The following is a 26,843-nucleotide window of genomic DNA, read 5'->3' as shown; positions in this document are numbered from 1 at the left end:
TTTTTTATGGATTTTAGACAATTAGAAACCTTCGTTGCTGTTGCAAGATTTAAAAGTTTTTCCAAAGCGGCTGACCACCTTTTCTTAACTCAGCCCACCATCAGTAGTCATATTGCTAATTTAGAAAAAGAATTAAATACAATATTAATTAATCGTTCTAGCAGAAAAATTTCCTTAACAAAAGCTGGAGAAATATTATTTGAATATGCCACTAGTATTGTAAACCTTAAGGAAGGTGCAGTCTTTAAGCTAAATGAATTTAAAGGAAAGATAGTAGGTAATATAGAAATAGCCTCCAGTACAATTCCCGAGCAGTACATTATCCCTGAAATAATCTGTGGTTTCAATAAGAGATACCCTGATGTAACCTTCAGCATGCTTCATTATGATTCTCAAGAAGTAGTAGAGGGAATTATACAGGGAGATATAGATTTTGGAATTGTTGGAGCAAAAATTCCCCATAACCAACTTCATTATGAAGAACTTTTATCCGATGAGTTATCTCTAATTACCCCTTACCGACCACCCTACAATCAGTTAGGTGATGAAGTTGAACTAAGTAACTTATTAGAATGGAAATTAATATTACGTGAAAAGGGTTCAGGTACTAGACAACTTCTAGAAAATGCTCTAAAAAATTCAGATTTGAGCTTAAATCAGTTACAGATCATAGCTTATATTGAAAATACCGAAGCCATTAAGCAGTGTATCCGCCGTGGTTTAGGCGTATCATTTTTATCTAAGCGGGCTGTAGAAGATGAAATAGAACATAAGTCACTAAGAGCCCATCGAGTTAAAGGATTAGATCTAACAAGAAAATTCTATTTTGTGTATCATAAGTATCGTAATCCTTCTCCGTTGGAAAATGCGTTTCAACAGTTTGTATGTAGCTATTTTAGCCTTCCTAATCTATAACGTTGGAGATTTTCTTAAATGGAATAAAACTAAAAGCCCATGTTATCATTTAATTGATCCCATGGGCTTTCTTCTATCTTTTGCTGTATTAACCTTACCTTTTATTCCAGATTATAAATAAAAAGCTTTATAGGCTTTATAGGTCATATATAAATCTATTTTACTAATAAGCTCCAATGGTGCATGCATGCTCAACATTGGTGTCCCACAATCTACAACTTCTGCTCCATAGTTTGCCAGGATGTAAGCAATGGTTCCACCACCACCCTGGTCCACTTTTCCTAATTCTCCTACTTGCCAAACAACATCATTTTTATTAAAAATCTCCCTAAGTTCGCCTAAAAACTCTGAGTTTGCGTCATTACAACCACCTTTACCCCTAACCCCAGTATATTTACTTATGGTTACTCCCTTACCGATGAAGGCGGCATTTCTTTTATCTAACACCTCTGGATAATTAGGATCTAACCCCGCTGTTACATCTCCAGAAAGGACCTTTGTGTTTTTAAAAGCTCTATGAATCGACACATAGCTGCTACAACCCTGTAGGTTAAGTAACTCTGCAACACAATGTTTGAAGAACATAGATTCCATACCAGTATTCCCCATGCTACCTACTTCTTCTTTGTCTACAAATAAGCCAACAACGGTTTTATTCGGCTGTTCCATCTCGAAAACTGCTTCTAAAGCAGCAAAAGAACAAACTCGATCGTCATGACCATGGGCTGCAATCATACTTCTATCTAAGCCTACATCCCTTGCTTTACTTGCTGGTACAATTTCAAGTTCTGCAACAGTAAAGTCTTCCTCTGTAATTTCATATTTATTATAAAGTATGTTTAAGATATTTAGCTTAACTCTTTCACTAATGTCTTGATCTTGATAAGGAATATTACCAATTAAAACATTAAGTCCTTCTCCAGTAATTCCTTCTCCCATTTTTTTTGCCATCTGATCACTGGCTAGATGGGGTAGGAGATCAGTTATGTAGAATACAGGATCATTTTCATCTTCACCTATTACAATATTGATCTTGTCTCCATTACTTTTTACCATCACACCATGAATAGCAAGGGGAATCGTAACCCACTGGTATTTTTTGATCCCACCATAATAATGGGTTTTTAATAATGCTAATCCGCCATCTTCATATAATGGAAATGCCTTCAAGTCCAACCTTGGAGCATCTAGATGAGAGCCAACTATCTTCATACCCGCTTCAAGATTCTCCTTCCCCATTACAAATAGGGCTGCGGCTTTACCACGATTTTCTGCATATATTTTATCTCCAGCAGCAACCGTTCCCTTTGCTATTGCCTCTTCAAAGGAGATAAACCCCTTCTTTTTAGCTTGAGCAATGATTTCTGTAACGCATTCTCTCTCGGTTTTTCCATGATCCATAAAGTGTTTATAGGCTTCACCAAAGGCAAAAACTTTTTCCAATTCTCCATCTTGCAGTTGATCCCAAGCACTTCTAAATTCTTTAGTTAGTTTTTTTTGAAGCGCTTTCCCTTGTTCTACTGTATTCATCCACTGTTCTCCCCTTTATCTACACTATTTTCATCATACATATTAAAAATATTATATGCTACCAATATCATATAATTGCCAGTTATTAATGTCAATCGTTTATAGTCTAAATAAAGGGATTTATTTAAATTTTCTTTATATTGTGTTTATAGGCATAAATTGCAGCTTGGGTTCTATCATTTACATCGATTTTCTTAAAAATATTAGAAACATGATTCTTTACAGTTTTTTCACTGATAAAGAGGCTATTAGCAATCTCTCGATTATTCTGGCCTTCTGCAATAAGGGTGAGTACTTCATATTCCCTTCTAGTTAGTTTGTTTTCAACTGAATCTTCATCTTCATTTGGTTTTTTTCGATTAAACTCCTTTACTAACCCTGTAGCCAAATTAGGATGAATGTAAGAAGACCCTTTGTAGACATCTCTAACTGCTTGGACTAAACTTTCACTCTCTGAGTCCTTTAAAACATATCCATTTGCCCCTAAATTAATTGTCTCAAATAAATATTCCTGGTCTTCATGGAAAGTCAACATAATTACCTTCGTTGTCTTATCTATGTCTTTTAATCGTCTTAATGTCTGTATGCCATTTAATTTGGGCATGTTAATATCTAATAATACGATATCGGGTCTTAATTGTTGTACCTTTAGCAGAGCTTCTTCTCCGTCACCTGCTTGTCCAACAATTTCTATGTCATTTTCTAGTTCTAAAATTTGCTTTAATCCTTGTCTTACTAAGGAATGATCATCAACTATTAAAATGCCTATTTTTTTCATATAAAAACCTCCTATTTCATATCTGGTATATTTACAAAAATTTTAGTTCCTTTATTTGGCTCACTTTTAATTTCGAAGGTACCATTTAATAATTCTACCCGTTCCCTTATACTGAATAATCCAAAACCTCCTTCTTCCTTTTGCTTAAAGGCTATTTTTTCCACATCAAAGCCTACACCATTATCAATAATCGTTAATTGTAGACCTTTAGATGACATCTCTAACTTAATTTTAATTTGACTTGCTTGGGAATGTTTTCTAGCATTATTTAGAGCCTCTTGTATAATACGAAAAACTGCTAGATTTTTGATGGAGTCCTCCATCGTTAATTGAGAAAGAATTATAAAATCAGTTTGAATTCCTGTTTCATCTTGAAACCCTTCTACAAACCTTTGAACAGTTGGTATAAATCCTAAATCGTCTAAAGACATTGGTCTTAAATTATATATAATCTTACGAATCTCTTTAATTCCTTCTCTCAAAAACTGCCTTAGTTCTCTTAATTCTTCCTTTGATCTTTCTCGATCAATATCTATTAATTTTTCACATAGCTCTGCCTTAATTACTAAATTAGCCAATGATTGGGCTGGACCATCATGAATATCTCTTGCAACCCGCTGTCTTTCTTCTTCTTGGGCTTGAATAATCTGCTTTCCTAGTATTGCTCTTGACTGTATGTCTTCTATGGTATTTGTAACATTAGCTAAGTTTCCATTTAAGAACTCCATTGCAACACCTATTTTTGAAATTAGGTCCTCAGCCTTTTTTAAAATATCTAAAGAGTTTTTATATCTCATTTCTAGTTCTGTACGCTGTCTAATTAAATCAGATTCTTCTTGTCTTTTGATGACCAACTGAATTTGGATTTCATTAGCTTTTTCATAAGCTCTTCTAATATCTTCTTCACTAAACTTTGAAAAATCCTTGCTAACATCTAGAAGTCTCTTTCTACAACCCTTTTCTATGGACTCCATTTTCTCCACTTCTTGTATGACAGCATATATTTTTATTTTTACAAGTTCTAATTGTTCCTTTAATCTTTTACATTCTCTACGGGCATTTTCAGCTATATCGAAAATAGCATCCTGACTATCTTCTATTGCACTGATAGCTTTATTGAGGATCATATTTATATCTTTAGCATCAATCTTTTGATTGTTCATTTTTCCACCCCATATAGATTCTAATATTTTTAGTTCTGCATAATTACATACTTCTCCTTTATTTTAAATTGAGAATTGTTTTATTTTTGTAATAATCCTACTATGTACCTATTTCGTGCTACAAAAAGCCCAGCTAGTTGTATTTTACTAATACAAGGCTGGGCTGATTCTGCCATTATTTTAATTAACAACCTGATAATCTGCCAATAACCATAATTCTTTCGATTTTCTCATCTCTAAAATATAATTAACTGTTTCAGTTGACACTCCACTGTAGCCTTCCAGTTCCCATATTATTTTTAACCGTATTTTCTTTTTATCAATACTATTTTCCAATTGACTACTTTCTATAATTGTTAATGCTCTTATTTTTTCAAAGAAAGTTGGCTCATTAAGCATCTCTTCATAAAGACTTATTTCATCTGTTATCAATGGATCTACTATATAATCTTTAAGTATTTCTTCTAATTGCATTATATCATTAGTTTCTTCAGATTCCAGTAAAGCGTTCCACATATCGATCCTTACTTGAAATATTTCTTCTATTCGCTGAAGTAATTCCTCTGTAAGGGGTTCCTCTTCTGTAAAGGATGCAAATATCACTTGTAGGTGGGATGATAATACAATCAGTAGCAAAAAAAATACCAGCATGCGTTTCATAATTTTTCCTCCTTTGTTATAAACCTAAAAGGTTGTAGGCTTTTATTATAAACAAAGAATATAAAAAAATTTGCTTGTTTTTGCTGGTAGTTTCTTTTTTCGATTTTCATTATTCTACATATTACATTATTATCCTATCTAAACTACATCATTTCAATTTTCTTTTTTTCTTCATCACTAAGCACTTTTTCTAAATCTAATAGAATAACCATTCTTTCATTAACTTTAGCAATACCACTAATAAACTTTTGGTCTATTCCTGTAATAATTTCTGGTGCAGGATCTACATCCTTCTGGTCAATTGTTAAAACTTGAGAAGCATCATCTACTAAGAATCCAACTTGTTTATCATTTAAGTATATGATGATAATTCGAGTATTTGCATTAACCGCCTGCAGCTCCATATTAAACTTTTTCCTTAAATTGATAATTGGTGTAACTACCCCCCTATAATTAACGATTCCATCAATGAAAGTAGGGGAATTTGGAACCTTCATACTTTCCTTAAATTCGCTAATTTCCTTAACGTGCATAATATCTACACCATACTCTTCTTTATCTAGTTTAAATATGACATATTGTCTTTCTGACATATCATTACCTCCTAAAAATCGACATATTTTCGCTTATCTTTTAATAATTCTATAAAGATTTCCTTTTTCCTTCTGATCAAAGAAAAAAAAGAAGATAGACAATACTATCTTCTTATTAATCAACATATTCAATTGAATCTAACTGTTGTTTAAAGGACTTTTTAAAGGATTCAATATATTCCTTTCTTAAAGTTGCCCTTTCCTTTTCTTCCTCCGCTGTTAAGGTTCTAGTCTTTGCTATTTTAGCTAATTCATTTATTCTAGCGATTTTTTCTTTAGATACCATACTAACACTCCTTTGTTATTCTTCATTATATCAATATAACATAAATTCTATACAGATTAAAGGTCAAATTCAGTCTAAGGATTTTTAGATTCTGGACTAATTTCAATTTCCTTCGGTTCCATTAAATTTGAAATATCTTTATCTTCCTGTTCTTTAACTCCTTCTTTAGTATTTATATTTTCTTCTAATATCTTTGACTCTTCACTAGACTCATTATTAATGGCACTAAAAACCTTAACCAACTGAATCATTCTTGTTAATTGATCTCCTTGTTCTTGACTAACAAATGGTTTAATAATTTCGATTAAATCCGTTTCATCTAATTGACCCTTCGTCTCCATTGATTTAAATAATTTTAATACACCCACTAATGCCTTTAGTTCCTTTGTTCTTCCTTGAAGCTGCCCTTCCAAAATCGGATCAAATAGTTCTATGTACTTCTCTACGGTTTCTATTGTAATCGACTGGGTGTCTAAACTTTTAATTTCTTGTAATTTGCTACCCATATGGTGAATTTTTGAGTGCATATCAATGGATTTATAGATGATGTCCTGTTTATCTGCATCAACAAACTCACTAATGTCTAATAACATATTTTTCTTTTTATCCTCAATTGAAAGAGAACTGTAGGTACTGCTATTGAGGATATCGGGGGTCTCCATCATTACTTTAACCTTAGAAATAATCTGTAGTAACATCTCTGTCCTATGGATAATTAATTGCTCTTCGGAGCTCATATATCCTTTTATTCGATTTAACAATCTTGCTTTCTTTTCCATAGAGTTAGTATCAATTTCATAAATATTTAACTTTGTACTTCCTTTTCTTAAATATAGCATTAATATTGGCAATAGCCATAACCAGTTGGAAGGAAAGCTATTATTTTTTTCAGTATCCATTTTTTTCCCCCTTTACCTTTTTTCCTTAACCCATCTGTTCTTATATATATGCGACATGACCAGCCATTGATACAAAATATATAAAAAAATTCTAAAGTATTATCATTTTTTTGTGGCAATAAATGTCCCTGCTGCATAGTTTATATGGATAGCTATTTTCTATAAATATGACATTATTTAGGAGGGATATAGGTGGATCAAAGAAAAATTAGCGAACTTATTGAGGCAGCTAAAAAGGGAGATCTTTCTAAATTAGAAGAAGTTAAAAACTATGTATCTGAAGAGGACTATCAGAAAGCATTACAGTTATTTAATCAATATGCAGGAAGATCAGAAGCAGAAATTATGCAAGAATTAGCTCGCCTTAAAAAAACTGTACCAAATCAACAGGAAATTATAGATAAGATTCAGCCCTTCTTAAATGAAGAGCAAAAGGCTAAATTAAGAAAAGTTTTAGAAGTATTGGATCAAGAATAAGAATTACAAATAATAAAAAGGACTATCGTTCTTCCTCTAGAGAACAATAGTCCTTAATTCTATGTTTATATTTACCTCAACTTAATACTTCATTTTACTTCATCTCAAAATACCTATCGCTTATTTTAATTCTACCAAACCTTCAACTCTATCTACAATAGTATGTTTTAAAATTAATTCATTACAAGCATTGATGTCTACATACATTACCCTATCTTCTTCTAAGGTTGTAACCTTTTCTCTTATGCTTCGATAAGCTTCCCCAGTTCCCTTACCTAATGTAGCACCTGAATGAAAATCGATCCCTTGAGCTGCTGATAATAATTCTATTGCCAATACATTTGCAGCATTAAAGTAAATCTCCCTTGCCTTTCTTGCTGCAATAGTTCCCATAGATACGTGATCCTCTTGGTTTGCTGATGATGGAATAGAATCTACACTAGCGGGGTGGGCCAAGACCTTGTTTTCTGACACTAAAGAAGCAGCTGAATATTGAGCGATCATAAAACCTGAGTTTAACCCACCTTTAGCTGTTAAGAAGGCTGGTAATCCACTTAATTGAGGGTTAACTAACCTTTCTATTCTACGTTCCGATACATTAGCTAACTCAGCAATAGCAATTCCTAAGAAATCGAAAGCAAGGGCCATAGGCTGTCCATGGAAATTACCTCCCGAAATTACCTCTCCCTCATTAGGGAAGATCAAAGGATTATCTGTAGCTGCATTCATTTCTATTTCTAACTTCGATTCTACATAAGTAATGGCATCTTTACTTCCTCCATGAATTTGAGGTATGCATCGAAGGGTATAGGCATCTTGTACACGTAATTCCCCTTGTCTTGTTGTTAATGAACTTCCCTCCAGTAAAGCTAATAAGTTTACTGCTGTATCTATTTGTCCTTGATGGGGTCTTACTTGATGAACCTTAGCATCGAAGGCATCTACTATTCCCCTCTGAGCTTCTACTGTCAGGGCAGCAGCAATGTCGGCAAGCTTTGTTAGTTTTTTACAATCGTATACAGTTAAAGCACCTATGGCGGTCATTACCTGTGTCCCATTAATTAGTGCTAAACCTTCCTTTGAAGTAAGGGATATTGCCTTAATACCTGCCTGTTCCATAGCTTCTTTACCAGATAATCGCTTACCTTTGTAAATTGCTTCTCCTTCCCCTAACATAACTAAAACCATATGGGAAAGGGGGGCTAAGTCTCCACTTGCTCCTAAAGAACCTTTTTCTGGAATAATAGGATGTACACCTTTATTTAACATTTCTAATAAGGTTTCAACTGTAGATAATCGGATCCCCGAATGTCCTTTAGCCAGTGCATTTGCCCTTAAAAGCATAATCCCTCTAACAATTTCTTCATCCAATGGATTTCCTACCCCGCAGGCATGACTAATAATTAAATTTCTTTGAAGGGTTTCTGCTTCATCTTTGGAAATTGCAACATCACTGAACTTACCAAAACCTGTGGTTATTCCATACACCACGTCTTCATTATCTACAAACTGATCTACTAATCTACGACTTTTTTCTATTTTCCCCTTAGCTTCTTCTGTAATTTCTACCTGATAGTTCTCCCTTGCCACCTTAACTAATTCTTCTAGAGTTAAACTATTCCCATCAATTCTAATCTGCATCTTAGGTCCACTCCTTTATATCATCATATTATTAATAATAATTAAACAATTCTTTATATAATCTTTCTACAGTAAATTTTGAATTCCTTCTATATTTACAATTATTTTTTAACAGTTAAAATTATTTTAGTAATTTAATGTTTTAGTCTGGTAAACTAATAGAGGGAAATTATATTTTTTTAATTAAGTATATCATTGCAAAATAAACATTTAATCTTTAAGTTTAGTGTTTTCTTCTATACAAAAACAAAACCCACTTAGAAACTATTCTAACTGGGTTCTGCCTTTAGATATCTTTATTTTTTATAACTACGATAATCTGTTTAAACGACTCTCAATTTGATCGTAAACTGCTTCAGCTGAAAGACCTCTAGCTGTTATAATAGGTGTTTTTGTTTGGGCATTTTCTATTCCCATTGTATTTGAATCTTGACCGGTTACAACAACTGCATCAAATGCATCAAGGTTTCTACTATGGTCTAAATTTTCTACCTTAAATCCCTTACTTTGAAGATAATCTTTAACATCTGTCAATGAATGTTCTATCGCTACACGTTTTTTCATATTGACACCTCCCTAAGCATCCATAATCAATCATGGTAACTTCATTTATTATTATTTGCTTGGTAGTCAATATTATGCTGACAATTACTATTTTACTGTTTCTTCCATAAAAGGACCCATAATACTACTGGTAATTTTAGCTAAGTTGTAGGCATTAAAATCAAATTCTCTTTCTTTAACAGATGCCGAAAGATAAATTACACCCTTTAAATCACCATTATAAATAATAGGAACAACGATGACAGATTTCCAATTAGGTGTTCCTGTAAAGATATCTATTTGACTAATATCTTCCCAGTCAATTAAGTATTCTCCCTGTCTAGTCTGAATAACTTTATCAATTAGTTTTTCGTTATAGTTTAGACTGCTTACCCAATTATCTACAAATCTTTTGCGATAAAACTTAGAGCTAATTTTCCCATTTTCAACTAAGAAAAGAATCCCTTCCTCTGCCTCTAAAATTTCAATTAATCTTCCCAATAAAATGAAGTTCTTTTCTTCTCTTGGTCTCTTTTCAGTTAATATTTCTATTGCTTCTGCAAGTACCAACACATTCCTTTGATCCTGTACAATATTTCCCGATACAATTCCAGCCAATTTATCGGTTCGTTTATCAACAAAGCTCATTCCATTACGCCAAGTTACAGTCATATTTCTACCTTGTTCCTTAGCATTATATAGGGCTTGATCTGCCTTTTCGATTATAATTTCCTTATTAGATCCATCTTCTGGGAAACTTGCAACACCACAACTAATGGTTAAGTTAAATTCATCACCTAGTAACTTTGCTTCTTCAAAGGAAATACGGATCTTTTCAGCAATTTTATAGGCAGCATTTTTATCTGCACCTGGTAATAATATAATGAACTCTTCTCCACCATATCTCCCTACAAAATCACTTGTCCGAATACTGCGCTGTAGTACTTTCCCAGCTTCTTCTAATATCAGGTCCCCCCGTTGATGGCCATAGGTATCATTTATGATTTTAAAATGATCAATATCGCACATAACGATAGAAAGATTTTGATTAATCTCTTTTGCAGATTCAATATTTTCTAATAGAAGCTTTTCAAAATACTTTCTAACATAAGCTCCCGTCATTTTATCTATTGAAGATTCAATCTTTAGATAATAGTTGTTTAACATAATATACGCAAGAGAAATGAGCTTCTTACATTCTTTGAAGGTTTCATAGGAGAAATTATTAAACACTTTATCTGTTTCTAAATAAAGGTATCCACTAATCTTTGATTTATCCTTTAAGTGCCAGTTTCGTTTTTCTGTTTGTAAATGTTCAACTTTTCCCTGTTGTATAATTGGTAAGCATATGGATGCCCTAATATCCTTATTTGCATACTCTCTTTTGCTATCACTTGTCTGGTTAAACTGATTCATTATAAGTAAGCCATTTTTATTATTTGTTGCCTTTTCTAATAAATGATTTATTTTCTCGACATTAATTTTGGCTCCTATATGGGCAATTACTTCATAACCATCTTCTTTTACGCCTAATATAGCTCCAGAGGTTGCCAGTACAAATTTCCCTGCCAATTTAGTTAAAAGTTCTAGATTAAATTGAACATCATTGGATAGGTGATCCAACAGCCCTTCTAAATCATCAACTTCTATAGATACTAGAGATTTATACTGTTGTAGGGCTAGTTCATAGAAGGCAGGGTTTTGAAATAGTTCTTGAAATCTACTAATATCAAAAAAATCTTGTAGATTAATATCCTGCAACTTTAATGATTTATTGATTTTAGGAAGCTCTGAGGCTTCGATGGTTCCCCGCTGTATTAAACTTTCCATTCTTAACAACTGTTGTTTTAAATTATATTTATTCTCCACCATTAAGTAATGCTTTTTATACTTATCTGGTGTACGATTTAGCAGATGTTGAATAACCTCTAATGCATTAAGATAATAACTGGTAGCTTTATAGTAATCTCCTTCTTTAAAATATGCATACCCAAGACTACTATGAATCTTCCATTCCTCTTCCTTATCATTTGATGGATGGAGTTTACCAATTAAGGCTTCAAGGGCAAGTATTTTCTTTTTATTATCTTCAAGAACTAACCCTTCATACAAATTCCTTTTAATCATTAAATAATGATTAGTAAAGTCTCCCATTAAGGTCTCATCTTGCTTAAGTAGTTCTTTTACCACATCTATTTTTCCTTTATCGTAGAAATACCCTACAGCTGTCATTAACGCAATCCTATGATCTCTACTATAGGTTTTCTCTCGATATTCTTCTAGTATTTCAAGTAATTCAGCTTCTTCTACAGCTTCTCCCAAGGAGGTCTTAACCATAAATTCTGTTAACCTGATCCTTAATAGACTGATAAAGTTGTTCCCACTATATTCCTTTAGATTTTTTATTTGCTCTAAAGCTTCATGGAAGGAACCCATTGTCATTAAAAAGTTAACCATTGCTTTATAATAAGTTTCTCGATTAAGATTGTTATATATATCACTCTCAGCCTTAAGAAGATAGTTATAGGATTGCTTATAGTCTCCGATCATTAGATAACATTCGGATAAATTCATATAACCAATCATTTTAATATGAACATCTTCATACTCAGTAGCTAAATTAATATTTTTATGCAATACCTCAATGGCATCATCATATCGGTTTTCAAGCATATAACAATCAGCTATATTATTATAGGCTCTAAATAAATCTTCCATTCTATGGTATTGCTGTGCAATTTTCATTGATTTTTCAAAATATTTCCTTGCTTCCTCAATTTTTTGAAAATGATCTTGAAGGATTACCCCAATATTATTGATTGGTCTACTAGTTTCTTCTATTCGTTTACCCTTTTCTAAAAATCCAACACTAATTTCACAATATTCCTTTGCCTGTAGGACATTACCCTTTAAGAATTCTAAAATTCCCTTTTGGTTAATAAACATGCCTATATATTCAAAGCGATTGAGCTTTTTAGCTATCTCTAAATATTTTTCACAGACTTCCTCTAAATTATCTACCTCTTTACTATGCATGTATACCCTAGCTAGCAAATAAGCTGCCTTCAATAACCCTTCACCATACTGTATTTTCTCAGCATTATGTAGGATTTCTTTTAAATCTCTTTCGGCTAATTTTAATTCATTTCTATTTAAATAAATTTGAGCAATATTACATTGTGCATCAATGGTAAGCTCCTGAATCTTACCATTTGTTAATGACGTAACCTCTTTATAGCTCTCTAATGCCTCATTATTTTTACCTTGATTCTGATAAACTTCACCCATTCTAATTAGAAGTTTTAGATATTTCTCATCAGGATTCATCTTTAGTAGAGAATAGGCTCGCTTATAAAAGACCACTGCCTGAGTATAGATGCGAAGATTAAACATGTGATCGCCGGCCTCTATACAATAATCAATGGCCTTATTTCTCTGATTAGACTGAAATAAGTGGTAGATTAATTCTTCTTTATTTTCCCTACCTTCCTTTTGATACAAATCTTCTAATATGATACTTACCTTTTGGTGTAACTGTATCCTTTTTTCCAATTGAATTGATTCATAGATGTAAGTTTTTAGTTGACTTCTGTAGAACCCATAGGTATAACCCCAGTCCTCCAATTTTTCGTTAAGAATTTTCAACTGGGTTAATCTATTTAGACATGGTGAGTATTGCTGATCTTCTCCTAATAACTTAGACAATATTTGTAGAGACACGCTGGTATTAAATAAAGATACAATTTCCAGTAGCTTTTTTGTAAAGTCATCAAAGGTATTTAACATAATATAAATGGACTCATCAAAATTTTCAGGTAATTTTATTCGTGAATAATCTTCAATATTGCTATGCCATGTATATCCATTTTTTTCGGAAGTATAGTCAACATAAATATGTTTTTGAGCATAGAGTTCACGAATTGCCTCTTCTATTAATGCAGGGTTTCCATCTGTTTCCCTCATAATATTAGTTGCAAAATTTAAAGGTTCTATAAACCATCCTAGAATATATTTAATCATCTTAGCAGTTTCTTCTACAGTTAGTCTTGATAATTTAATTTTTAATACCTCTACAGAGTTATTCCAATCAACAAGATAATTATGGGTTTCCTGCCAATGATAAAGTTCATCAGTATACCCAAGTAAAATCATTATTGGTGCTTTTTTTAATCTATTGATCTTTAGGAAATAATCGATAAACTCAATAACAGTTCGGTCTGCAAAATGAATATCATCGAAGGTCAGAAGGGTCTGTTGAGCACCTACAGTTTCTATGATAAAGTTGGTAATGCGATCGTATAGACGTAAAATTTCTCGATCTTCCGTTAATTCTCTTGAGGGCGTAATTTTTTTGTTAAATCCGATTTCGGGTATAATCTTGACTAGCTCTTCAGCATATTTATCTATGATATTTTGAGGGGCATGCCTTAATACCTGACGTAATAAAAGGGTAATGGTTTGGTGGAAATCATTACGATCGTTTAAAATACTTGTACTAAATACATGGACTTTATTAAATTGCATTTGATGTCTAACCTCATTAATAAACCGCGATTTACCTATTCCTTTATCTCCTTGAATGAGGATTAGACTTTTATTCCAGTTTTCCACTAATGACATGATTTTTTTAAGTTCCATGTCTCGTCCTATAATGGGAATTTTAAAGTTTAGCGTTTCTAACACAGTTTTATCTTCTATAGGTTCCTTTAACTGATACAACCCTTCAATATCCCTATTCATTTGATGAATCGATTGATATCGGTCGATATAATCTAGTTGGGTAGCATTCTTAATGATATTAAAAAAATCTAGTTCCCACTTTAATTGTACTTTTTCACTACATAAACTTATTTCATCTAATAATTTATGATAATAAAATTCTTCTGTAGTATAAAAATAGTAAAGCAATACCCCTAGAGAATAAATGTCTGTATAAGGGCCAGTTTCTATTCCATAATATAGCTCTGGGGCTCTACTATTTACTGCCAACTTTTGTTCATGCTGTTTATCAAACTCTTTCTTTTTTAAAGAAATTAAATCCATTAATTTAACCACTAATTCCCCATTATCTCTGGTAATAGATATGTTTTCTAAGTCTATATACTTATAATTCATTCCATGGAAATGTAGAAAATCTAGAAAGTTAGCCATTTGCTTATAAATCTGTAGCAAATCTGCTTTACTTAGACTCCCTTTTACAGGCTTTAATACTGTCGGCTGAAAATATTCCGTTGTATAGAAATAAAGCATCTCATGATTGTGTTTATCATCGATGGTTTCAACAGTTCCACAACTATATAGAGATACGATATTTTTATGGTTTATTGCAGAAATTTCATGAAAGTGATGTCTGCAATACTCAATAAAGGTCTTAGAGTACTGATTGTCTTTTATAATGTATAATAAAACCTTTTTATTTTTTTGCAATAAATCAGAGGCGGTATATTTGCTGTAAAAGTTATCAATTTCTAGACATTCGCCTATTTTATATCGATTGTTAATAATCTCCATGAATCCACTTCCCCATATTGATTTTCACCTTTTGCTTATACCGTTCTTGAATAAATCATTTCTACGCTCTTTAATATTGCCTTTTTTTCATCACTATGCAGGTCTTGTAAAAGGTCATCTAAATAATGCCTTCTGGCGTCTAAAACCTCGTTTATTATTTCATGGCCTTTTTCTAACACATAGATCCGAACTACTCTTCTGTCCTTCTCATCACGAACCCGCTTTACTAACTCGTTTTTTTCCATACGATCTACTAAATCTGTTATCGTACTGCAGGCAAGATACATTTTATTGCTTAGTTCTCCTATGGTTAGATTTTCTTCGTTTATTAAATATTGCAATGCTTGAAATTGGGGTGGAGTTATTTCGAAATTAGTTAAAATTTCTCTTCCCTTTTGTTTTATTACAGTACATAAATGTCTTAACTCTCTCTCCAGCTCCGTAATGGTATCCTCATATCTTATATCTTTCATAGATAACCTCCTATCCAGATAATCAGTCAATTTGATTTTCCTTAATTCAATTAGTATTCTAACTTCTACCTATAAAATCCTCTTTTATATCTCAAATTTTTTAAAAATCTATAGTTATTTATGACTATTTTTATTTTTTCTATTTTCGAGAAGGGATTTGATTTTTTCTGTAGAAGTGTAAGTTAGCTTAAAAGGTTTATTTGTAAGGAGGTTCATTGATGAAAAAGCTTCAACACACCAACCATTCTCAAAAAAAAATTCTCTCATTTACCATCATTCCAAGTACAACAAATAAAGTCATACATTTTAGTATTCCCTATTGGTCAATATTTTCTTTCATAGGTGTATTCTTATGTATTAGTCTTTATTCTATCGGAGTTTCTAAAAATTTATCCCAAACTCAAGAACAATTACTGATTACAACTAACAACTTAACAATATTAAGCTCACAAAACCACGCACAAACAATAGAAATTGATTATCTTAAAGGTAGATCTGAAGAAATAGAAGAAAAATTGATCGCCTTAAATGATCTACAAACTAAAGTTTTAAGCATGGTAGGTTTGGAAGACCCATTAGAAGAACAACAAGCTGCTAATCCATTAACAGTTCTAGTCTCTCGTTCGGATAATCGTATACCTGTCGTAGATCACAATTATGACCTTGAAGAGGACATAATTCTATTAGATAATCTTATTGAACAACAAACAATGAATTTTGAAAAACTTGTTGTAGATGTCGAAAAACAACTTCAATACATTGATTCATTACCTAATCTTCGGCCAGCAATCGGCAGAGTTTCTTCAAATTTCGGTTATCGACTATCCCCTACTAGTCGTAATAGAGAATTTCATTCTGGTATCGATATTGCAAATAAGACTAATACAGATATTGTTGCAGCTGGCAGTGGTGTCGTGACCTTCTCTGGATACAATGGTGCCTATGGAAGAATGATTATTATTTCCCACGGATATGGTTATACCAGCGTTTATGCCCATAACAATACCAATTTGGTAAAGGTGGGAGACCATGTTGCTAAAGGAGATGTCATTGCAAAGATGGGAAGCACTGGTCGAAGTACTGGCCCCCATGTCCATTTCGAAATTCGCCTAAACGGTAAAGTTATTAATCCTAATACAGTTCTAGAAAATTAATAAAGGAGGATCTTAATGTTTAATAAGAAGGAAGATATCCATTACAGTAAAGCGACTACCATCATCGGCGCAGATTGTCAGTTTCAAGGAGACTTAAAGGCATCTGGTACAATACGTGTAGATGGAGAATTTAAGGGAGAAATAAGGGTGGATGGAAATATATATATTGGCGAAACGGCTAAAATAGAAGGTAATATTTACGCCAATAACGTTATGGTTTCAGGTGAAATAAAGGGAAATATAGAGGCCCACCAACAACTTCGTATTACCTCCTCTGGCAGCTTATGGGGGGATGTTAATGTTTCTAGCTTCATACTTGATGAAAACTCTTCTTTCGACGGTAACTGTAAAATGAAGCATGATCACGTTAAAACAGAAACAACTAAAGATCCAGTTTAGTAGTATTTTAGGAAGTGGCTTAATTATTTTTAAATTAATGTTACAGCAAAAATAAAAACTTCGCTACTTGGGTGTTCAATGGATAATATAATGTATTATTAAGATATTGTCTATTACTTTCACGGAGAGGGGCTTAGCAATCATTTTTGTAAATTGAAGAATAAATAGATAAGATATTATGTAAGTTTCTCAACTAAAAAACATCCTACTAATAGCACAGATGATGTGCCCCCCAAAAGTTAGACCTAAAAATCTAACAATTGGAGGTCGCTTCAGCCTAGAGCTTAGCAGGATGTTTTATTTCGTTATTCAGGTACAATAATGTTAATGGCTTCTTTAATTACTTTAAAGTTCATAGGTAGTGGTCCGCAATATTCGCCATCAACATCAACAATAATTTCTTCTGGTCCAATAATACTAAAATCACTAACTTGAAGATATTTAAAGTTTGGATGGTTTACGTGGTTGCCTTGAAGCATCAAGAAGAAGATGCTGGCTACATCTATAAACTGGCAATTCTCGATAATGAGAAGGTCAAATAATCCATCATTAATTTTTGCCTCCGATGCAATATGCTTAAACCCTCCCACATGGGGACTATTTGCCAATACAAAAAATAGAATTTCCTTCTCCTCTGTAATCTTTCCAATTTTCAATTGAATCTTAATCGGCTTAAAAATCTGTTTTGGAAACTCTTTTATTCCCTCTAAATAATATGCAAATTTTCCCAAAGCTGTTTTAGACTCTGATGAGACCTTGTGGGCCACATCTGTTAATAGACCTGCTGCCGCAACATTCATAAAGTATCGGTCTCCACAGGTTCCTATATCCAGCCCATGAACTCTATTTAAGTGAATCATATGGGCAAATTGATGGATGTTCCTTGGAATTTTCAAATGATTCCCCAGATCATTAACTGTACCTGCTGGATAAATTGCAAGTTTAGTTTTATGATTTAGCTTACTGTTCATCATCCCATTAACAACTTCATTAACAGTACCATCTCCACCTGCCGCAATAATTAAATCGTAACCTTCTTGACAGCTATTATATGCTATCTCCTTAGCATGCTGTGGTGCCTTAGTTCCCTCAAGATCTGCCTTTATTCTGTAATCTTCCCAAAGGATTTCCTTTAGGTCAGGAATGTTTTTCTGAAGAATTTGTCTACCTGAATCAGGATTATATATTATTTTTACTCTTCTCATAAATGGTTCCCCCTTATATATAACTCCTTATAAAATAGGTTTAATTGTACTAGCTCTTACCACTGAGGATTTATATTTATTAATGTATTCCTCCATTATTTTACAAAGCTGTCTCATTCCCACCTCAATTTCTGGGGGACTAACTGCTGCTATACTCAATCTAAAATATTCATCATGGAAATTATTTAAATGAAACAAGTTACCCGGCGCAAAGACGATATTTTCATTTACTGCTAACTCATATAATTGCTGAGATGAACAGTTAGAAGGCAGTTTAAACCAAAAATTCACTCCACCCCTCGGCAAAATATATTCCACCTCAGAAGGCATATATGCTTCAATACAGCTAATCATTTTTTCAAATCTCTCCTTATATTTTCCCTCCATATATCGTAGGTGCTGTTGCCAGATTCCCTTCTTTAAATAGAGTTCTAAGGCTCTTTGTAATAACCCTGAAGTGGAGATATCAGTCGTATGCTTTGCCATAAGAAGTCTTCCATGAAGATTATTAGGAATTACTAAAAATCCTAAACGAAGACCTGGCATAAATATCTTAGAAAAGCTTTTAACATAAATCACAATATTTTCTTTGTCTATGCTTTTTAAGGTACTTGTATCATCATGATAGTAATTTAGCTCACTTAAATAATCGTCCTCCATTATATATACGCCATAATTTTTACAGATTTCTAATAGTTTTTCCTTCTTTTCTCTTGTATATGAAACGCCAGTTGGATTTTGGAAATTCGGCATGATATAGAGCAGTTTTGGCCTATTTGACTGTATTTTCTTTTCCAATATCTCCAAATTTAGTCCATCGTATTCAAGGGGGATGTCAATAATTCTTGCCCCACGGGATTGAAAGGCTGCAATTGCACCAGTATAAGAAGGACCCTCAATAATCACATAGTCGCCATAATTAAGTAATGCCTTTGATACAAGATCTATTCCTTGTTGTGCTCCAGAAATAACCTGGATATTTTCTGCATCAACATTTATACCATACTCTTTCACATAGCTCCCCAAAATTTCTCTAAGGGGATAGTAGCCTTGTCCCTCTTGGTAGCCAAAGGCATTTCCTTTATCTCTGTCTAAAACATCATTTAATACTTGTTTAAAGTCATCGACTGGAAATAGTTCGGCGGATGGAGTTGCACTGGCAAAGTTAATTGTATTTTCTTCAATTTTAATTTGACCTTGGTCTAGTAATCTATGCTTATTAATTGCTTGATGGGTTTCTTCTTCTATACCCTCTGGATCATCTCCCTTGATTTGATGGGCAATATAAGTACCGCTACCAATTCTTTTGTAAACTAGTGCTTCTTTTTCTAAAATCTCGTAGGCTTTGACAATGGTTACATTATTTACTTCCATCATTTTAGCCATTTTTCTTACTGGTGGAAGTCGATCTCCTTCCATCAGTTTCCCCCCCAAAATTAACTCTTTAATGGATTTATATAATTGAATATATAAATGCTCTGAGTCCTCCTTTGATAGTCTTATATTATTGTATATCTCCACGCCCATCACCTCACTTATATTGTTACCATACAATTAATTATATCAAATTTTATACTAAAAATACAAAAAATAAAAGACACAATTAAATGTGCCTTTTATCTCTTTGTTTTTAGTCTCTTCTATAACGATCCGCCATTCTTTGTAGTTCTTGAGCCTGAAGACCACTTTCTTCTGCAAAGTTTTTAAACATTCGGGCTAACTCATTATCCTCAGTATGCTTAGAAAACATTTCGTAATCCCTTACCATCTCCTGTGCATCTAATAGCTTCTTTGTAATCATATCCTTTGGTCCTAAATTCATTTGAAGCACCTCCTTTTAATTTATATTTTGTCTAATGGAGAATTGAAATATGTATACATTTTTAAAATTAGGAAATTACTCATTGCTCACTGGGGACTAAGTTTTAATACTTACATAACTAATATAAATTCAGAGTTATGGTATTATAATTTCCTCAAATAAAAGACGACCGTTTTTGTTTGCTTTTTAATTTTAATTTTGATGTCGGATTTTTTTTATTTCTTCTTTATATAAATCAAGAATTAAATGGGCTTCTTCAGCATTAAGTTTATTTCTACCACCCATAGTCTCAAAAAATCTTTTTGGAAAATGAATTTCATCATAAGAAAAACCCATTTTTTCTTTTAGGGCAATTTTTTCTATAAAGGTTTTTGTGGCTAGCTTCTTTAAATCCTCTAGAGAAACTTTTTGTCCAATAGCCTCAAGGCCTGCAATTACAGTAGGATAGTCATATATTTTTCTGGCGAAGAGACATATAACTAGGCTGTTTAATAGATTACGATCAATTTCTTCTTGAATAAGCTTCTTTACTAACTCTTCATTACCTATATTTCCCTTTTCTTGATCAAAGGAGTAACCTGCGTTATCTAGATGGGAGTGTCTTCCACCTACTGCCTGTCCTATTAAATTACCATACCCAGTATGATAACCTGCTACTTCATTTTTACCTAAAACCATTGCAAAATCCTTGCCACCATACTTTTCGGCAAGATAGTGAGTCCCCTTAGCGGCCTGTTTATAAAAGAGATTGGGTTGTTTTACTATTAACTTAATCATTTCATGATAAGCTTTAGCATTACCAAATTGAGGTTTTTCAATTGTTTCCTTTTCTGTAATATACCCTTTTTCGTATGCCTCTGTAATCCATGCCAGCAAGACACCAGTAGTCATGGCATCTAGCCCCATCAATTCTACAGTTTCTATAAGGACCATTAGTTCTTCTGGATTTCCCACCCCTAGCATCGATCCTAATGAATAGATCAGTTCATGATCATAAGCAATGGTAGATGACTGATATTCATGGGAATCCCCGTATTTCTGCCTCAATAAAGCAATATGAATACAACCAATGGTACAGCCACTACAGGCAACCTTCTTAATTAAATGATCTTTAGCAAAGGTTTCTCCACTAATTTCATTGGCAAATTCAAAACAATTATCTTTAAAATTATGGGTAGGCAAAGCCTTTATATCATTAAGGGCATTGATATTAATGGACGTTCCTACCCCGTGATATTTTTCCATTAAATCAGTCTCGTTCACCCTATGATAGATCTCCTCATAGACTTTATTATATTTCTTGGGGTTATCTATTATCTGAGATTGATCTCCTTCAACTATGATCCCTTTAATGCCTTTACTTCCCATCACTGCTCCTAACCCTAGTCTGCCAAAATGTCGATAAGTATCTACAGTTACACAAGCAAAATTAATGTTCTTCTCTCCTGCTTCTCCAATAACTAAAATAGAACGCAACCCTCTTCTACCTGGTTGGTCATGTAAAAGTCGTGTGGTCTCATCGGTATTAAGTCCCCATAGGGAGTGGCCCTCTTTTATTTCTAAGGAATGGTTGTTAATTTTTAATATGATTGGTCGATTGGCTTTTCCTTTGATCACTAAGCCATCTAACCCTGCCATTCCCATTGCCATTGAAAATCTCATTCCTACATAGCTTTCTCCTAATTCTCCTGTTAGGGGTGACTTAAAGAGACTGCAGGTTTTGGTTACTACTGGAAAAACTGTATTTAGGGGACCTTTTGTATAAATAATTGGCTGTTGAGGATTTAAGGCCTCTTCTTCAGGGAAACCATGTTCCTTTAAAAGTTGAAGCCCTAAAGCTACACCACCTATATAAGTAGATAAATCTGGTCGGTCTAACACCTCTGCTTCTTCATTATCTAAATCTATTACCATTATTTTAATAGTCCTATTACTCATTTATCTAACCTCCATTGCCAATACATTATGGGGGCATCTTGTTACACATTTACCACATTGAATACAGGTAATTACCTTGCCACTAGTATTATCATATTTAATAGCACCCACTAAACAGGCTCCTACACACTTTCTACACCCAGTACATTTATCAATGGCATACTTAATACCTCCCCCTTTTCTTGGGATAATTGCCTCAAAAGGACAAGCTTTAACGCAGGAAGCCTCTAGACAACCTCGGCAAATATCCACCACCAACCTTCCTTGGTATCCCCCACTGGTTTTTATAGTAATGGCACTTTTTATTAAAGAATAATCTTTATGAACAGCTGTTGCACATGCAATCATACAGGAATAACAACCTATACATTGACCTACATTTTTTACCTTTAGTATTGGTAGTTCTTGATCTCGCTGGGTCTCCATAGAGACTTCACCTCCAACTTATATCCATACTTCAACATAATGCTGTATTATTTTCCTTTGTTGGAGATAATATACCTAGCAAGAGGGAAATTGGAATATTCTTAATTTAGTGGAGGAATTTTCGGTTTCAATATAGAATTTTTAGAGTAACAAAATAAACTGGGGGGTTATTATGGGTCACTTTTCAACACTTAAATATTTTTTCGTCAAGAACAAATGGTATTATTTCTGGGGAATTATCTGGCTACTTTTAGTAGACGTTTTCCAGTTAATTATTCCAGAAATCTTAAGACGCTTTACTGATCAGCTACAGGAAAATACATTAACCCGTAGTGATCTGTTACGCTATGGTGGATATATTCTATTAATTGGTATAGGTATAGGTTTTTTCCGTTTTTTGTGGCGAATATTTATTATTGGTACTTCAAGAAGATTAGAATATGAATTGAGGAATAAGCTTTTTTCTCATTTATTGAGTCTATCTACTAATTACTATACCCACAATAAAACTGGAGACTTAATGGCCCACGCTACCAACGATATCAATGCCGTTAGAATGGCTTTGGGGATGGGGGTAGTTATGATGACAGATGCTGTATTTATAACAGTAGTAGCCATTACCATGATGGCACGAACTACAGATTATCGACTAACATTGTTGGCCTTAATTCCATTACCGATTCTTGCCGTTAGTATTGGCCGTTTCGGTAAAGTCATCCATCGACGATTCAAGGCGGTTCAAGAAGCTATATCAACTTTAACTGACACTGTTCAAGAAAATTTCTCTGGAATTAGGGTTGTTAAGTCTTTTGTGCAGGAAGAAGACGAAGTTAAAAAATTTAATGAAAAAAATCATAACTTATTCCAAAAAAATATGGGATTAGTTAAACTATATGGTCTTTTCCACCCCTTTATCCAGTTCGTATCAGCTTTAAGTTTTATCATTGTTGTTGGCTATGGAGGTATGCTGGTAATCTACGGTGACATCTCTTTAGGTGACTTCATTGCCTTTAACAGCTATCTATCTTTACTTGTTTGGCCTGTTATGGCCATAGGTTGGGTAATTAATGTAATGCAAAGGGGTACAGCTTCAATGGAAAGATTAAATAAAATTTTTAGTGAAACACCTGAAATCATTGAAGATTCAAAGGCTATTTCACTAGATCATTTCCGTGGAAATATTGAATTTAAACAGGTTACCTTTAAGTATCCTAACAGTCATGTTAATGCCCTAGAAAATTTTTCTATCAAAATTCCAGAAGGAAGAAGTCTTGGGGTAATCGGTAAAACAGGAAGTGGAAAATCATCTATTGCGAATCTTATCCTTAGACTTTATGATGTAGACGAAGGAAATATTTTAATTGACGGCCATCCTATTGAGAAATTACAACTTGCTTCTCTAAGACAACATATTGGCTATGTAGACCAGGATAGTTTTTTATTTTCTACTACTATTTCTGAAAATATTGCCTTTGGTATTGATAAGTACACTCAATTAGAAGTAGAGGAAGCCGCAAAGCTAGCAGAAGTCCACGACAATATAATCGATTTTCCTAAAAAATATGATACCTATGTTGGGGAACGAGGAGTCACCCTATCTGGTGGTCAAAAACAAAGGGTTTCTATTGCTCGATCCCTTGTAAAAAAGCCTCAAGTTCTAATTCTTGATGATTCTCTATCGGCAGTTGATACCGATACCGAGGAACGAATTCTTAAATCTTTAAAAACTGAAATGAGGGGCAAAACAAACATCATCATTGCCCATAGAATTTCAACCATTAAAGATTGTGATGAGATTATCGTTTTAGAAGAGGGAAAAATACTTGAACAGGGAACCCATGAAGCCTTATTAGAGAATCGTAAGCAATATTATGAATTGTATCAAAAGCAGCTATTAGAAGAAAAAATAGCCAGTGAACATTAGGGGGGATTAAAATGAGTAATATACATCAAGAAGAAACCTTAGGAAAAGCCTATGATTCTAAGCTTATGTCTAGACTACTTCAATATGCCAAACCCTATTGGAAGTGGCTTTCTCTCTGTATCATTTTATTGATGATTATATCAGCCATTGACTTGGCTCAACCATATGTAATTAAAATTGCCATTGATGATTACATTAATGTTTTCGAAAAACCAATTTATGTTTATCATACTCCACCTGAATCTGAAAAGGGCTTTTTCTTTCAAGACCGATATTACGTTAAAGCCAAAAACATGGACGATGACCTGTCCTTTGATAAGATCGTTCAATTAATCCAATATGATGGAAAAGACTATTTAATTGAAGGAACTGGAGCTAATTCTTTACAAAACCAAGATTATCAAATAATCAAACATGGCCAAGAATCGATATTACAAGTAAAGGATCAGTCTTTCCCTGCAAGGTCTCTCTCTAAGGCAGAGATAAGACAATTTAGACAAAATGATGTTCTTTCACTACGTAACCTTAGTATTTTATACTTTATCCTAATTACCTTTGGCTTTCTAATGAATTTTGTCCAGGTATACTTATTAAACTACACAGGTAATTTAATCATCTATCGCATTAGAGATCAATTGTTTAGTCACCTACAAAATATGTCCCTTAGCTTCTTTGACAGTAATCCTGTCGGTCGCTTGGTAACAAGAGTTACAAATGATACAGAAACCCTCTATGAAATGTATACCAGTGTCTTAGTTAATCTCTTTAAGGATGTTTTTCTCCTTTTGGGGATTATCGTAATCATGCTAAGACTAAATGTTGCCCTTGCTCTAGCTTCTTTGTTGGTACTTCCACTTGTTTTAATATCAGCAGCAATTTTTAGGGTTAAAATTAGAGAAGCTTATCGAGAAGTACGGGTACAGCTGGCAAGGATCAACTCTTTTTTAAATGAGAATTTTACAGGGATGAAAACCATCCATACCTTCAAAAGAGAAATACAGCAGTTCCAAAAGTTTGATCAGAACAACCAAGATCTTTTAAAGGCTAATCAAAGAGAAATATTTGTCTTCGCCATTTTCAGACCATCTATGGAGATATTACGCTCTTTAGGGATTAGTATTATAATATGGTACGGTGGGGGGCAAGTCCTTAGACAAACGATTGAATTTGGCGTCTTATTTGCCTTTGTAAATTATATTAAACTATTTTTTCAACCCATTAACGATCTAACTGAGAAATATAATATCCTTCAATCGGCCATGGCTTCTTCCGAAAGAATTTTTGCGCTATTGGATAAGAAGTCGGATATAGTAGATTCTACTACTCCTATCATCCCTAAAGAATTTAATGGAGAAATAGAATTTAAAAACGTATGGTTTGCCTATAAAGATGAAGACTGGGTACTCAAAAATATTAGTTTTAAAATAAATCCTGGTGAATCTGTAGCTTTTGTTGGAGCAACGGGAGCTGGTAAATCTTCCATTATAAATTTAATTGGTCGTTTTTATGATATACAGAAGGGTGAAATCTTGATTGATGGAGTAAATATTAAAGACATACCACTGAAAGAACTACGGAGCAAGATTGGTATTGTATTACAGGATGTGTTTATGTTTTCGGGTACAATTAAAGATAACATTTTATTAAACAATAAAAAAATAACAGATGAAAGGGTTAAGGAGATTTCACAATATGTTAATGCCCATTCATTTATCGAAAAGCTCCCTAATCAATATGATGAACTTGTTATGGAAAGAGGAGCAAATCTCTCTACAGGTCAAAGACAATTATTGGCTTTTTCTAGAGCATTAGCCTTCGATCCTAAAATTTTAATATTAGATGAGGCTACTTCTAATATCGATACTGAAACAGAAAACTTAATACAAGATGCCATTGCTAAATTAATTAAAGGTAGGACCTCAATAGCTATTGCCCACCGATTATCAACCATTCAAAACTGTGATAAAATTATTGTGCTACACAAAGGTGTCCTTCGGGAAATAGGAAGTCATCAAGAGTTACTACAATTAGAAGGCATCTACTACAAGCTCTATCAATTACAATATAAAGAAAGCTTTTCAGTATAATTTTGTAAAAATATGATGCAAGGTGAAGGTTTACTGCCTTCATCTTTTTTTATTGTATTAAATGTATCAAGGCTGTTTCTATATTTTATAGAAATCTCCCCTTCCCAATAACGTTTTAGATCCTTTAGTTTATCTTTTAATCCATCTGAAATATCTAATAAATCAGCTTTCTGTAGATTTTTATCGAAAAATAATCTATTTATGCCAAAATATAATTTCCTCTAATAAAAATAATTTATGTTATGATCTATGAAATACTTAAGTAAATTTATATTGCAAAATGCAACATATTATTATTTTCATGCAATAAAAAAATCTTCCACATTAACTGGGAAGATTTTTCTTATATTTTGGATAATTTGATTAGCCCTCTTGTAAAAACTTTCTTTCGAACATATCACATTCGTCTAAGGTACATG

The 26,843-nt window shown here is 33.2% G+C and carries 22 protein-coding genes; 6 read left to right on the top strand and 16 right to left on the bottom strand.

Annotated features, from left to right (window positions below; genetic code table 11):
• Positions 1 to 6 precede the first annotated feature (6 nt).
• Positions 7 to 915, top strand: coding sequence for a selenium metabolism-associated LysR family transcriptional regulator (locus T335_RS0102815; RefSeq protein WP_026476186.1), 909 nt, complete (start codon positions 7 to 9; stop codon positions 913 to 915).
• 111 nt (positions 916 to 1,026) lie between these two features.
• On the opposite strand, the gene T335_RS0102810 is transcribed toward T335_RS0102815, so the two are convergent.
• From T335_RS0102810 to T335_RS0102780, 7 genes are all read right to left on the bottom strand, one after another.
• On the bottom strand, positions 1,027 to 2,445 hold the full coding sequence (locus tag T335_RS0102810) for an aminopeptidase (RefSeq protein ID WP_026476185.1): 1,419 nt from the start codon (positions 2,443 to 2,445) through the stop codon (positions 1,027 to 1,029).
• A gap of 124 nt (positions 2,446 to 2,569) precedes the next feature.
• Positions 2,570 to 3,223, bottom strand: coding sequence for a response regulator (locus T335_RS0102805; RefSeq protein WP_026476184.1), 654 nt, complete (start codon positions 3,221 to 3,223; stop codon positions 2,570 to 2,572).
• An 11-nt stretch (positions 3,224 to 3,234) separates the two neighbouring features.
• Positions 3,235 to 4,386, bottom strand: coding sequence for a sensor histidine kinase (locus T335_RS0102800; RefSeq protein WP_026476183.1), 1,152 nt, complete (start codon positions 4,384 to 4,386; stop codon positions 3,235 to 3,237).
• 180 nt (positions 4,387 to 4,566) lie between these two features.
• Complete coding sequence (locus T335_RS0102795) at positions 4,567 to 5,046, bottom strand: hypothetical protein (RefSeq protein ID WP_026476182.1); 480 nt, start codon at positions 5,044 to 5,046, stop codon at positions 4,567 to 4,569.
• Between the two features lie 143 nt (positions 5,047 to 5,189).
• Positions 5,190 to 5,639: a chemotaxis protein CheW gene (locus T335_RS0102790; RefSeq protein ID WP_026476181.1), complete on the bottom strand. Its 450-nt coding sequence runs from the start codon at positions 5,637 to 5,639 to the stop codon at positions 5,190 to 5,192.
• Positions 5,640 to 5,754: 115 nt separating this feature from the next.
• Positions 5,755 to 5,925 carry a DUF896 domain-containing protein gene (locus T335_RS21875; protein WP_084280896.1) on the bottom strand — a complete coding sequence of 57 codons (171 nt, stop codon included), beginning with the start codon at positions 5,923 to 5,925 and terminating at the stop codon, positions 5,755 to 5,757.
• 74 nt (positions 5,926 to 5,999) lie between these two features.
• Positions 6,000 to 6,824 carry a hypothetical protein gene (locus tag T335_RS0102780; RefSeq protein WP_026476180.1) on the bottom strand — a complete coding sequence of 275 codons (825 nt, stop codon included), beginning with the start codon at positions 6,822 to 6,824 and terminating at the stop codon, positions 6,000 to 6,002.
• Positions 6,825 to 7,016: 192 nt separating this feature from the next.
• On the opposite strand from T335_RS0102780, the gene T335_RS0102775 reads away from it, so the two are divergent.
• On the top strand, positions 7,017 to 7,301 hold the full coding sequence (locus T335_RS0102775) for a hypothetical protein (RefSeq protein WP_026476179.1): 285 nt from the start codon (positions 7,017 to 7,019) through the stop codon (positions 7,299 to 7,301).
• 120 nt (positions 7,302 to 7,421) lie between these two features.
• Here T335_RS0102775 and hutH read toward each other — a convergent pair whose 3' ends face one another.
• From hutH to T335_RS0102755, 4 genes are all read right to left on the bottom strand, one after another.
• Entirely contained in the window at positions 7,422 to 8,942 is a 1,521-nt protein-coding gene (gene hutH / locus T335_RS0102770; RefSeq protein ID WP_026476178.1) for a histidine ammonia-lyase, read from the bottom strand.
• 309 nt (positions 8,943 to 9,251) lie between these two features.
• Positions 9,252 to 9,506: a YkuS family protein gene (locus T335_RS0102765; protein WP_026476177.1), complete on the bottom strand. Its 255-nt coding sequence runs from the start codon at positions 9,504 to 9,506 to the stop codon at positions 9,252 to 9,254.
• 87 nt (positions 9,507 to 9,593) lie between these two features.
• Entirely contained in the window at positions 9,594 to 14,996 is a 5,403-nt protein-coding gene (locus T335_RS0102760; RefSeq protein ID WP_026476176.1) for a diguanylate cyclase, read from the bottom strand.
• Positions 14,997 to 15,031: 35 nt separating this feature from the next.
• Entirely contained in the window at positions 15,032 to 15,469 is a 438-nt protein-coding gene (locus T335_RS0102755) for a MarR family winged helix-turn-helix transcriptional regulator (RefSeq protein WP_026476175.1), read from the bottom strand.
• A gap of 218 nt (positions 15,470 to 15,687) precedes the next feature.
• Here T335_RS0102755 and T335_RS19685 point away from each other — a divergent pair, with 218 nt between their 5' ends.
• Together T335_RS19685 and T335_RS19680 are read left to right on the top strand one after the other, a co-directional pair.
• Positions 15,688 to 16,623 carry a M23 family metallopeptidase gene (locus T335_RS19685; protein WP_051569099.1) on the top strand — a complete coding sequence of 312 codons (936 nt, stop codon included), beginning with the start codon at positions 15,688 to 15,690 and terminating at the stop codon, positions 16,621 to 16,623.
• A gap of 15 nt (positions 16,624 to 16,638) precedes the next feature.
• Positions 16,639 to 17,022, top strand: a complete 384-nt coding sequence (locus T335_RS19680) for a bactofilin family protein (RefSeq protein ID WP_051569098.1) — start codon at positions 16,639 to 16,641, stop codon at positions 17,020 to 17,022.
• Between the two features lie 305 nt (positions 17,023 to 17,327).
• Here T335_RS19680 and T335_RS0102740 read toward each other — a convergent pair whose 3' ends face one another.
• The 5 genes from T335_RS0102740 to T335_RS0102720 all read right to left on the bottom strand — a co-directional run bounded on the left by T335_RS0102740 (position 17,328) and on the right by T335_RS0102720 (position 22,413).
• A complete protein-coding gene (locus T335_RS0102740; protein WP_026476174.1) occupies positions 17,328 to 18,227 on the bottom strand; it encodes a diacylglycerol/lipid kinase family protein in 900 nt (299 codons plus the stop codon).
• Positions 18,228 to 18,254: 27 nt separating this feature from the next.
• A complete protein-coding gene (gene pdxR, locus T335_RS0102735) occupies positions 18,255 to 19,754 on the bottom strand; it encodes a MocR-like pyridoxine biosynthesis transcription factor PdxR (protein ID WP_034327565.1) in 1,500 nt (499 codons plus the stop codon).
• Positions 19,755 to 19,857: 103 nt separating this feature from the next.
• Complete coding sequence (locus T335_RS0102730) at positions 19,858 to 20,049, bottom strand: hypothetical protein (protein WP_026476172.1); 192 nt, start codon at positions 20,047 to 20,049, stop codon at positions 19,858 to 19,860.
• A 192-nt stretch (positions 20,050 to 20,241) separates the two neighbouring features.
• Complete coding sequence (locus T335_RS0102725; protein WP_026476171.1) at positions 20,242 to 21,987, bottom strand: aldehyde ferredoxin oxidoreductase N-terminal domain-containing protein; 1,746 nt, start codon at positions 21,985 to 21,987, stop codon at positions 20,242 to 20,244.
• On the bottom strand, positions 21,988 to 22,413 hold the full coding sequence (locus tag T335_RS0102720) for a 4Fe-4S dicluster domain-containing protein (RefSeq protein ID WP_034327560.1): 426 nt from the start codon (positions 22,411 to 22,413) through the stop codon (positions 21,988 to 21,990). It abuts the gene before it with no gap.
• 172 nt (positions 22,414 to 22,585) lie between these two features.
• Here T335_RS0102720 and T335_RS0102715 point away from each other — a divergent pair, with 172 nt between their 5' ends.
• Together T335_RS0102715 and T335_RS0102710 are read left to right on the top strand one after the other, a co-directional pair.
• On the top strand, positions 22,586 to 24,337 hold the full coding sequence (locus tag T335_RS0102715) for an ABC transporter ATP-binding protein (RefSeq protein ID WP_026476169.1): 1,752 nt from the start codon (positions 22,586 to 22,588) through the stop codon (positions 24,335 to 24,337).
• Between the two features lie 11 nt (positions 24,338 to 24,348).
• On the top strand, positions 24,349 to 26,424 hold the full coding sequence (locus T335_RS0102710; RefSeq protein WP_026476168.1) for an ABC transporter ATP-binding protein: 2,076 nt from the start codon (positions 24,349 to 24,351) through the stop codon (positions 26,422 to 26,424).
• Positions 26,425 to 26,843 lie beyond the last annotated feature (419 nt).

Origin of the sequence: Alkaliphilus transvaalensis ATCC 700919, assembly GCF_000621485.1 — a bacterium.
Classification (GTDB): Bacteria; Bacillota; Clostridia; order Peptostreptococcales; family Natronincolaceae; genus Alkaliphilus; species Alkaliphilus transvaalensis.
Note: the sequence above shows the minus strand (reverse complement) of the source record. Positions and strands in the feature narration are given on the sequence as shown.

Excerpts from the sequence above, each read along its gene's own strand:
- T335_RS0102815 (WP_026476186.1), top strand. The coding sequence starts at position 7 with ATGGATTTTAGACAATTAGAAACCTTCGTTGCTGTTGCAAGATTTAAA.
- T335_RS0102810 (WP_026476185.1), bottom strand. The coding sequence starts at position 2,445 with ATGAATACAGTAGAACAAGGGAAAGCGCTTCAAAAAAAACTAACTAAA.
- T335_RS0102805 (WP_026476184.1), bottom strand. The coding sequence starts at position 3,223 with ATGAAAAAAATAGGCATTTTAATAGTTGATGATCATTCCTTAGTAAGA.
- T335_RS0102800 (WP_026476183.1), bottom strand. The coding sequence starts at position 4,386 with ATGAACAATCAAAAGATTGATGCTAAAGATATAAATATGATCCTCAAT.
- T335_RS0102795 (WP_026476182.1), bottom strand. The coding sequence starts at position 5,046 with ATGAAACGCATGCTGGTATTTTTTTTGCTACTGATTGTATTATCATCC.
- T335_RS0102790 (WP_026476181.1), bottom strand. The coding sequence starts at position 5,639 with ATGTCAGAAAGACAATATGTCATATTTAAACTAGATAAAGAAGAGTAT.
- T335_RS21875 (WP_084280896.1), bottom strand. The coding sequence starts at position 5,925 with ATGGTATCTAAAGAAAAAATCGCTAGAATAAATGAATTAGCTAAAATA.
- T335_RS0102780 (WP_026476180.1), bottom strand. The coding sequence starts at position 6,824 with ATGGATACTGAAAAAAATAATAGCTTTCCTTCCAACTGGTTATGGCTA.
- hutH (WP_026476178.1), bottom strand. The coding sequence starts at position 8,942 with ATGCAGATTAGAATTGATGGGAATAGTTTAACTCTAGAAGAATTAGTT.
- T335_RS0102765 (WP_026476177.1), bottom strand. The coding sequence starts at position 9,506 with ATGAAAAAACGTGTAGCGATAGAACATTCATTGACAGATGTTAAAGAT.
- T335_RS0102760 (WP_026476176.1), bottom strand. The coding sequence starts at position 14,996 with ATGGAGATTATTAACAATCGATATAAAATAGGCGAATGTCTAGAAATT.
- T335_RS0102755 (WP_026476175.1), bottom strand. The coding sequence starts at position 15,469 with ATGAAAGATATAAGATATGAGGATACCATTACGGAGCTGGAGAGAGAG.
- T335_RS19685 (WP_051569099.1), top strand. The coding sequence starts at position 15,688 with ATGAAAAAGCTTCAACACACCAACCATTCTCAAAAAAAAATTCTCTCA.
- T335_RS19680 (WP_051569098.1), top strand. The coding sequence starts at position 16,639 with ATGTTTAATAAGAAGGAAGATATCCATTACAGTAAAGCGACTACCATC.
- T335_RS0102740 (WP_026476174.1), bottom strand. The coding sequence starts at position 18,227 with ATGAGAAGAGTAAAAATAATATATAATCCTGATTCAGGTAGACAAATT.
- pdxR (WP_034327565.1), bottom strand. The coding sequence starts at position 19,754 with ATGGGCGTGGAGATATACAATAATATAAGACTATCAAAGGAGGACTCA.
- T335_RS0102730 (WP_026476172.1), bottom strand. The coding sequence starts at position 20,049 with ATGAATTTAGGACCAAAGGATATGATTACAAAGAAGCTATTAGATGCA.
- T335_RS0102725 (WP_026476171.1), bottom strand. The coding sequence starts at position 21,987 with ATGAGTAATAGGACTATTAAAATAATGGTAATAGATTTAGATAATGAA.
- T335_RS0102720 (WP_034327560.1), bottom strand. The coding sequence starts at position 22,413 with ATGGAGACCCAGCGAGATCAAGAACTACCAATACTAAAGGTAAAAAAT.
- T335_RS0102715 (WP_026476169.1), top strand. The coding sequence starts at position 22,586 with ATGGGTCACTTTTCAACACTTAAATATTTTTTCGTCAAGAACAAATGG.
- T335_RS0102710 (WP_026476168.1), top strand. The coding sequence starts at position 24,349 with ATGAGTAATATACATCAAGAAGAAACCTTAGGAAAAGCCTATGATTCT.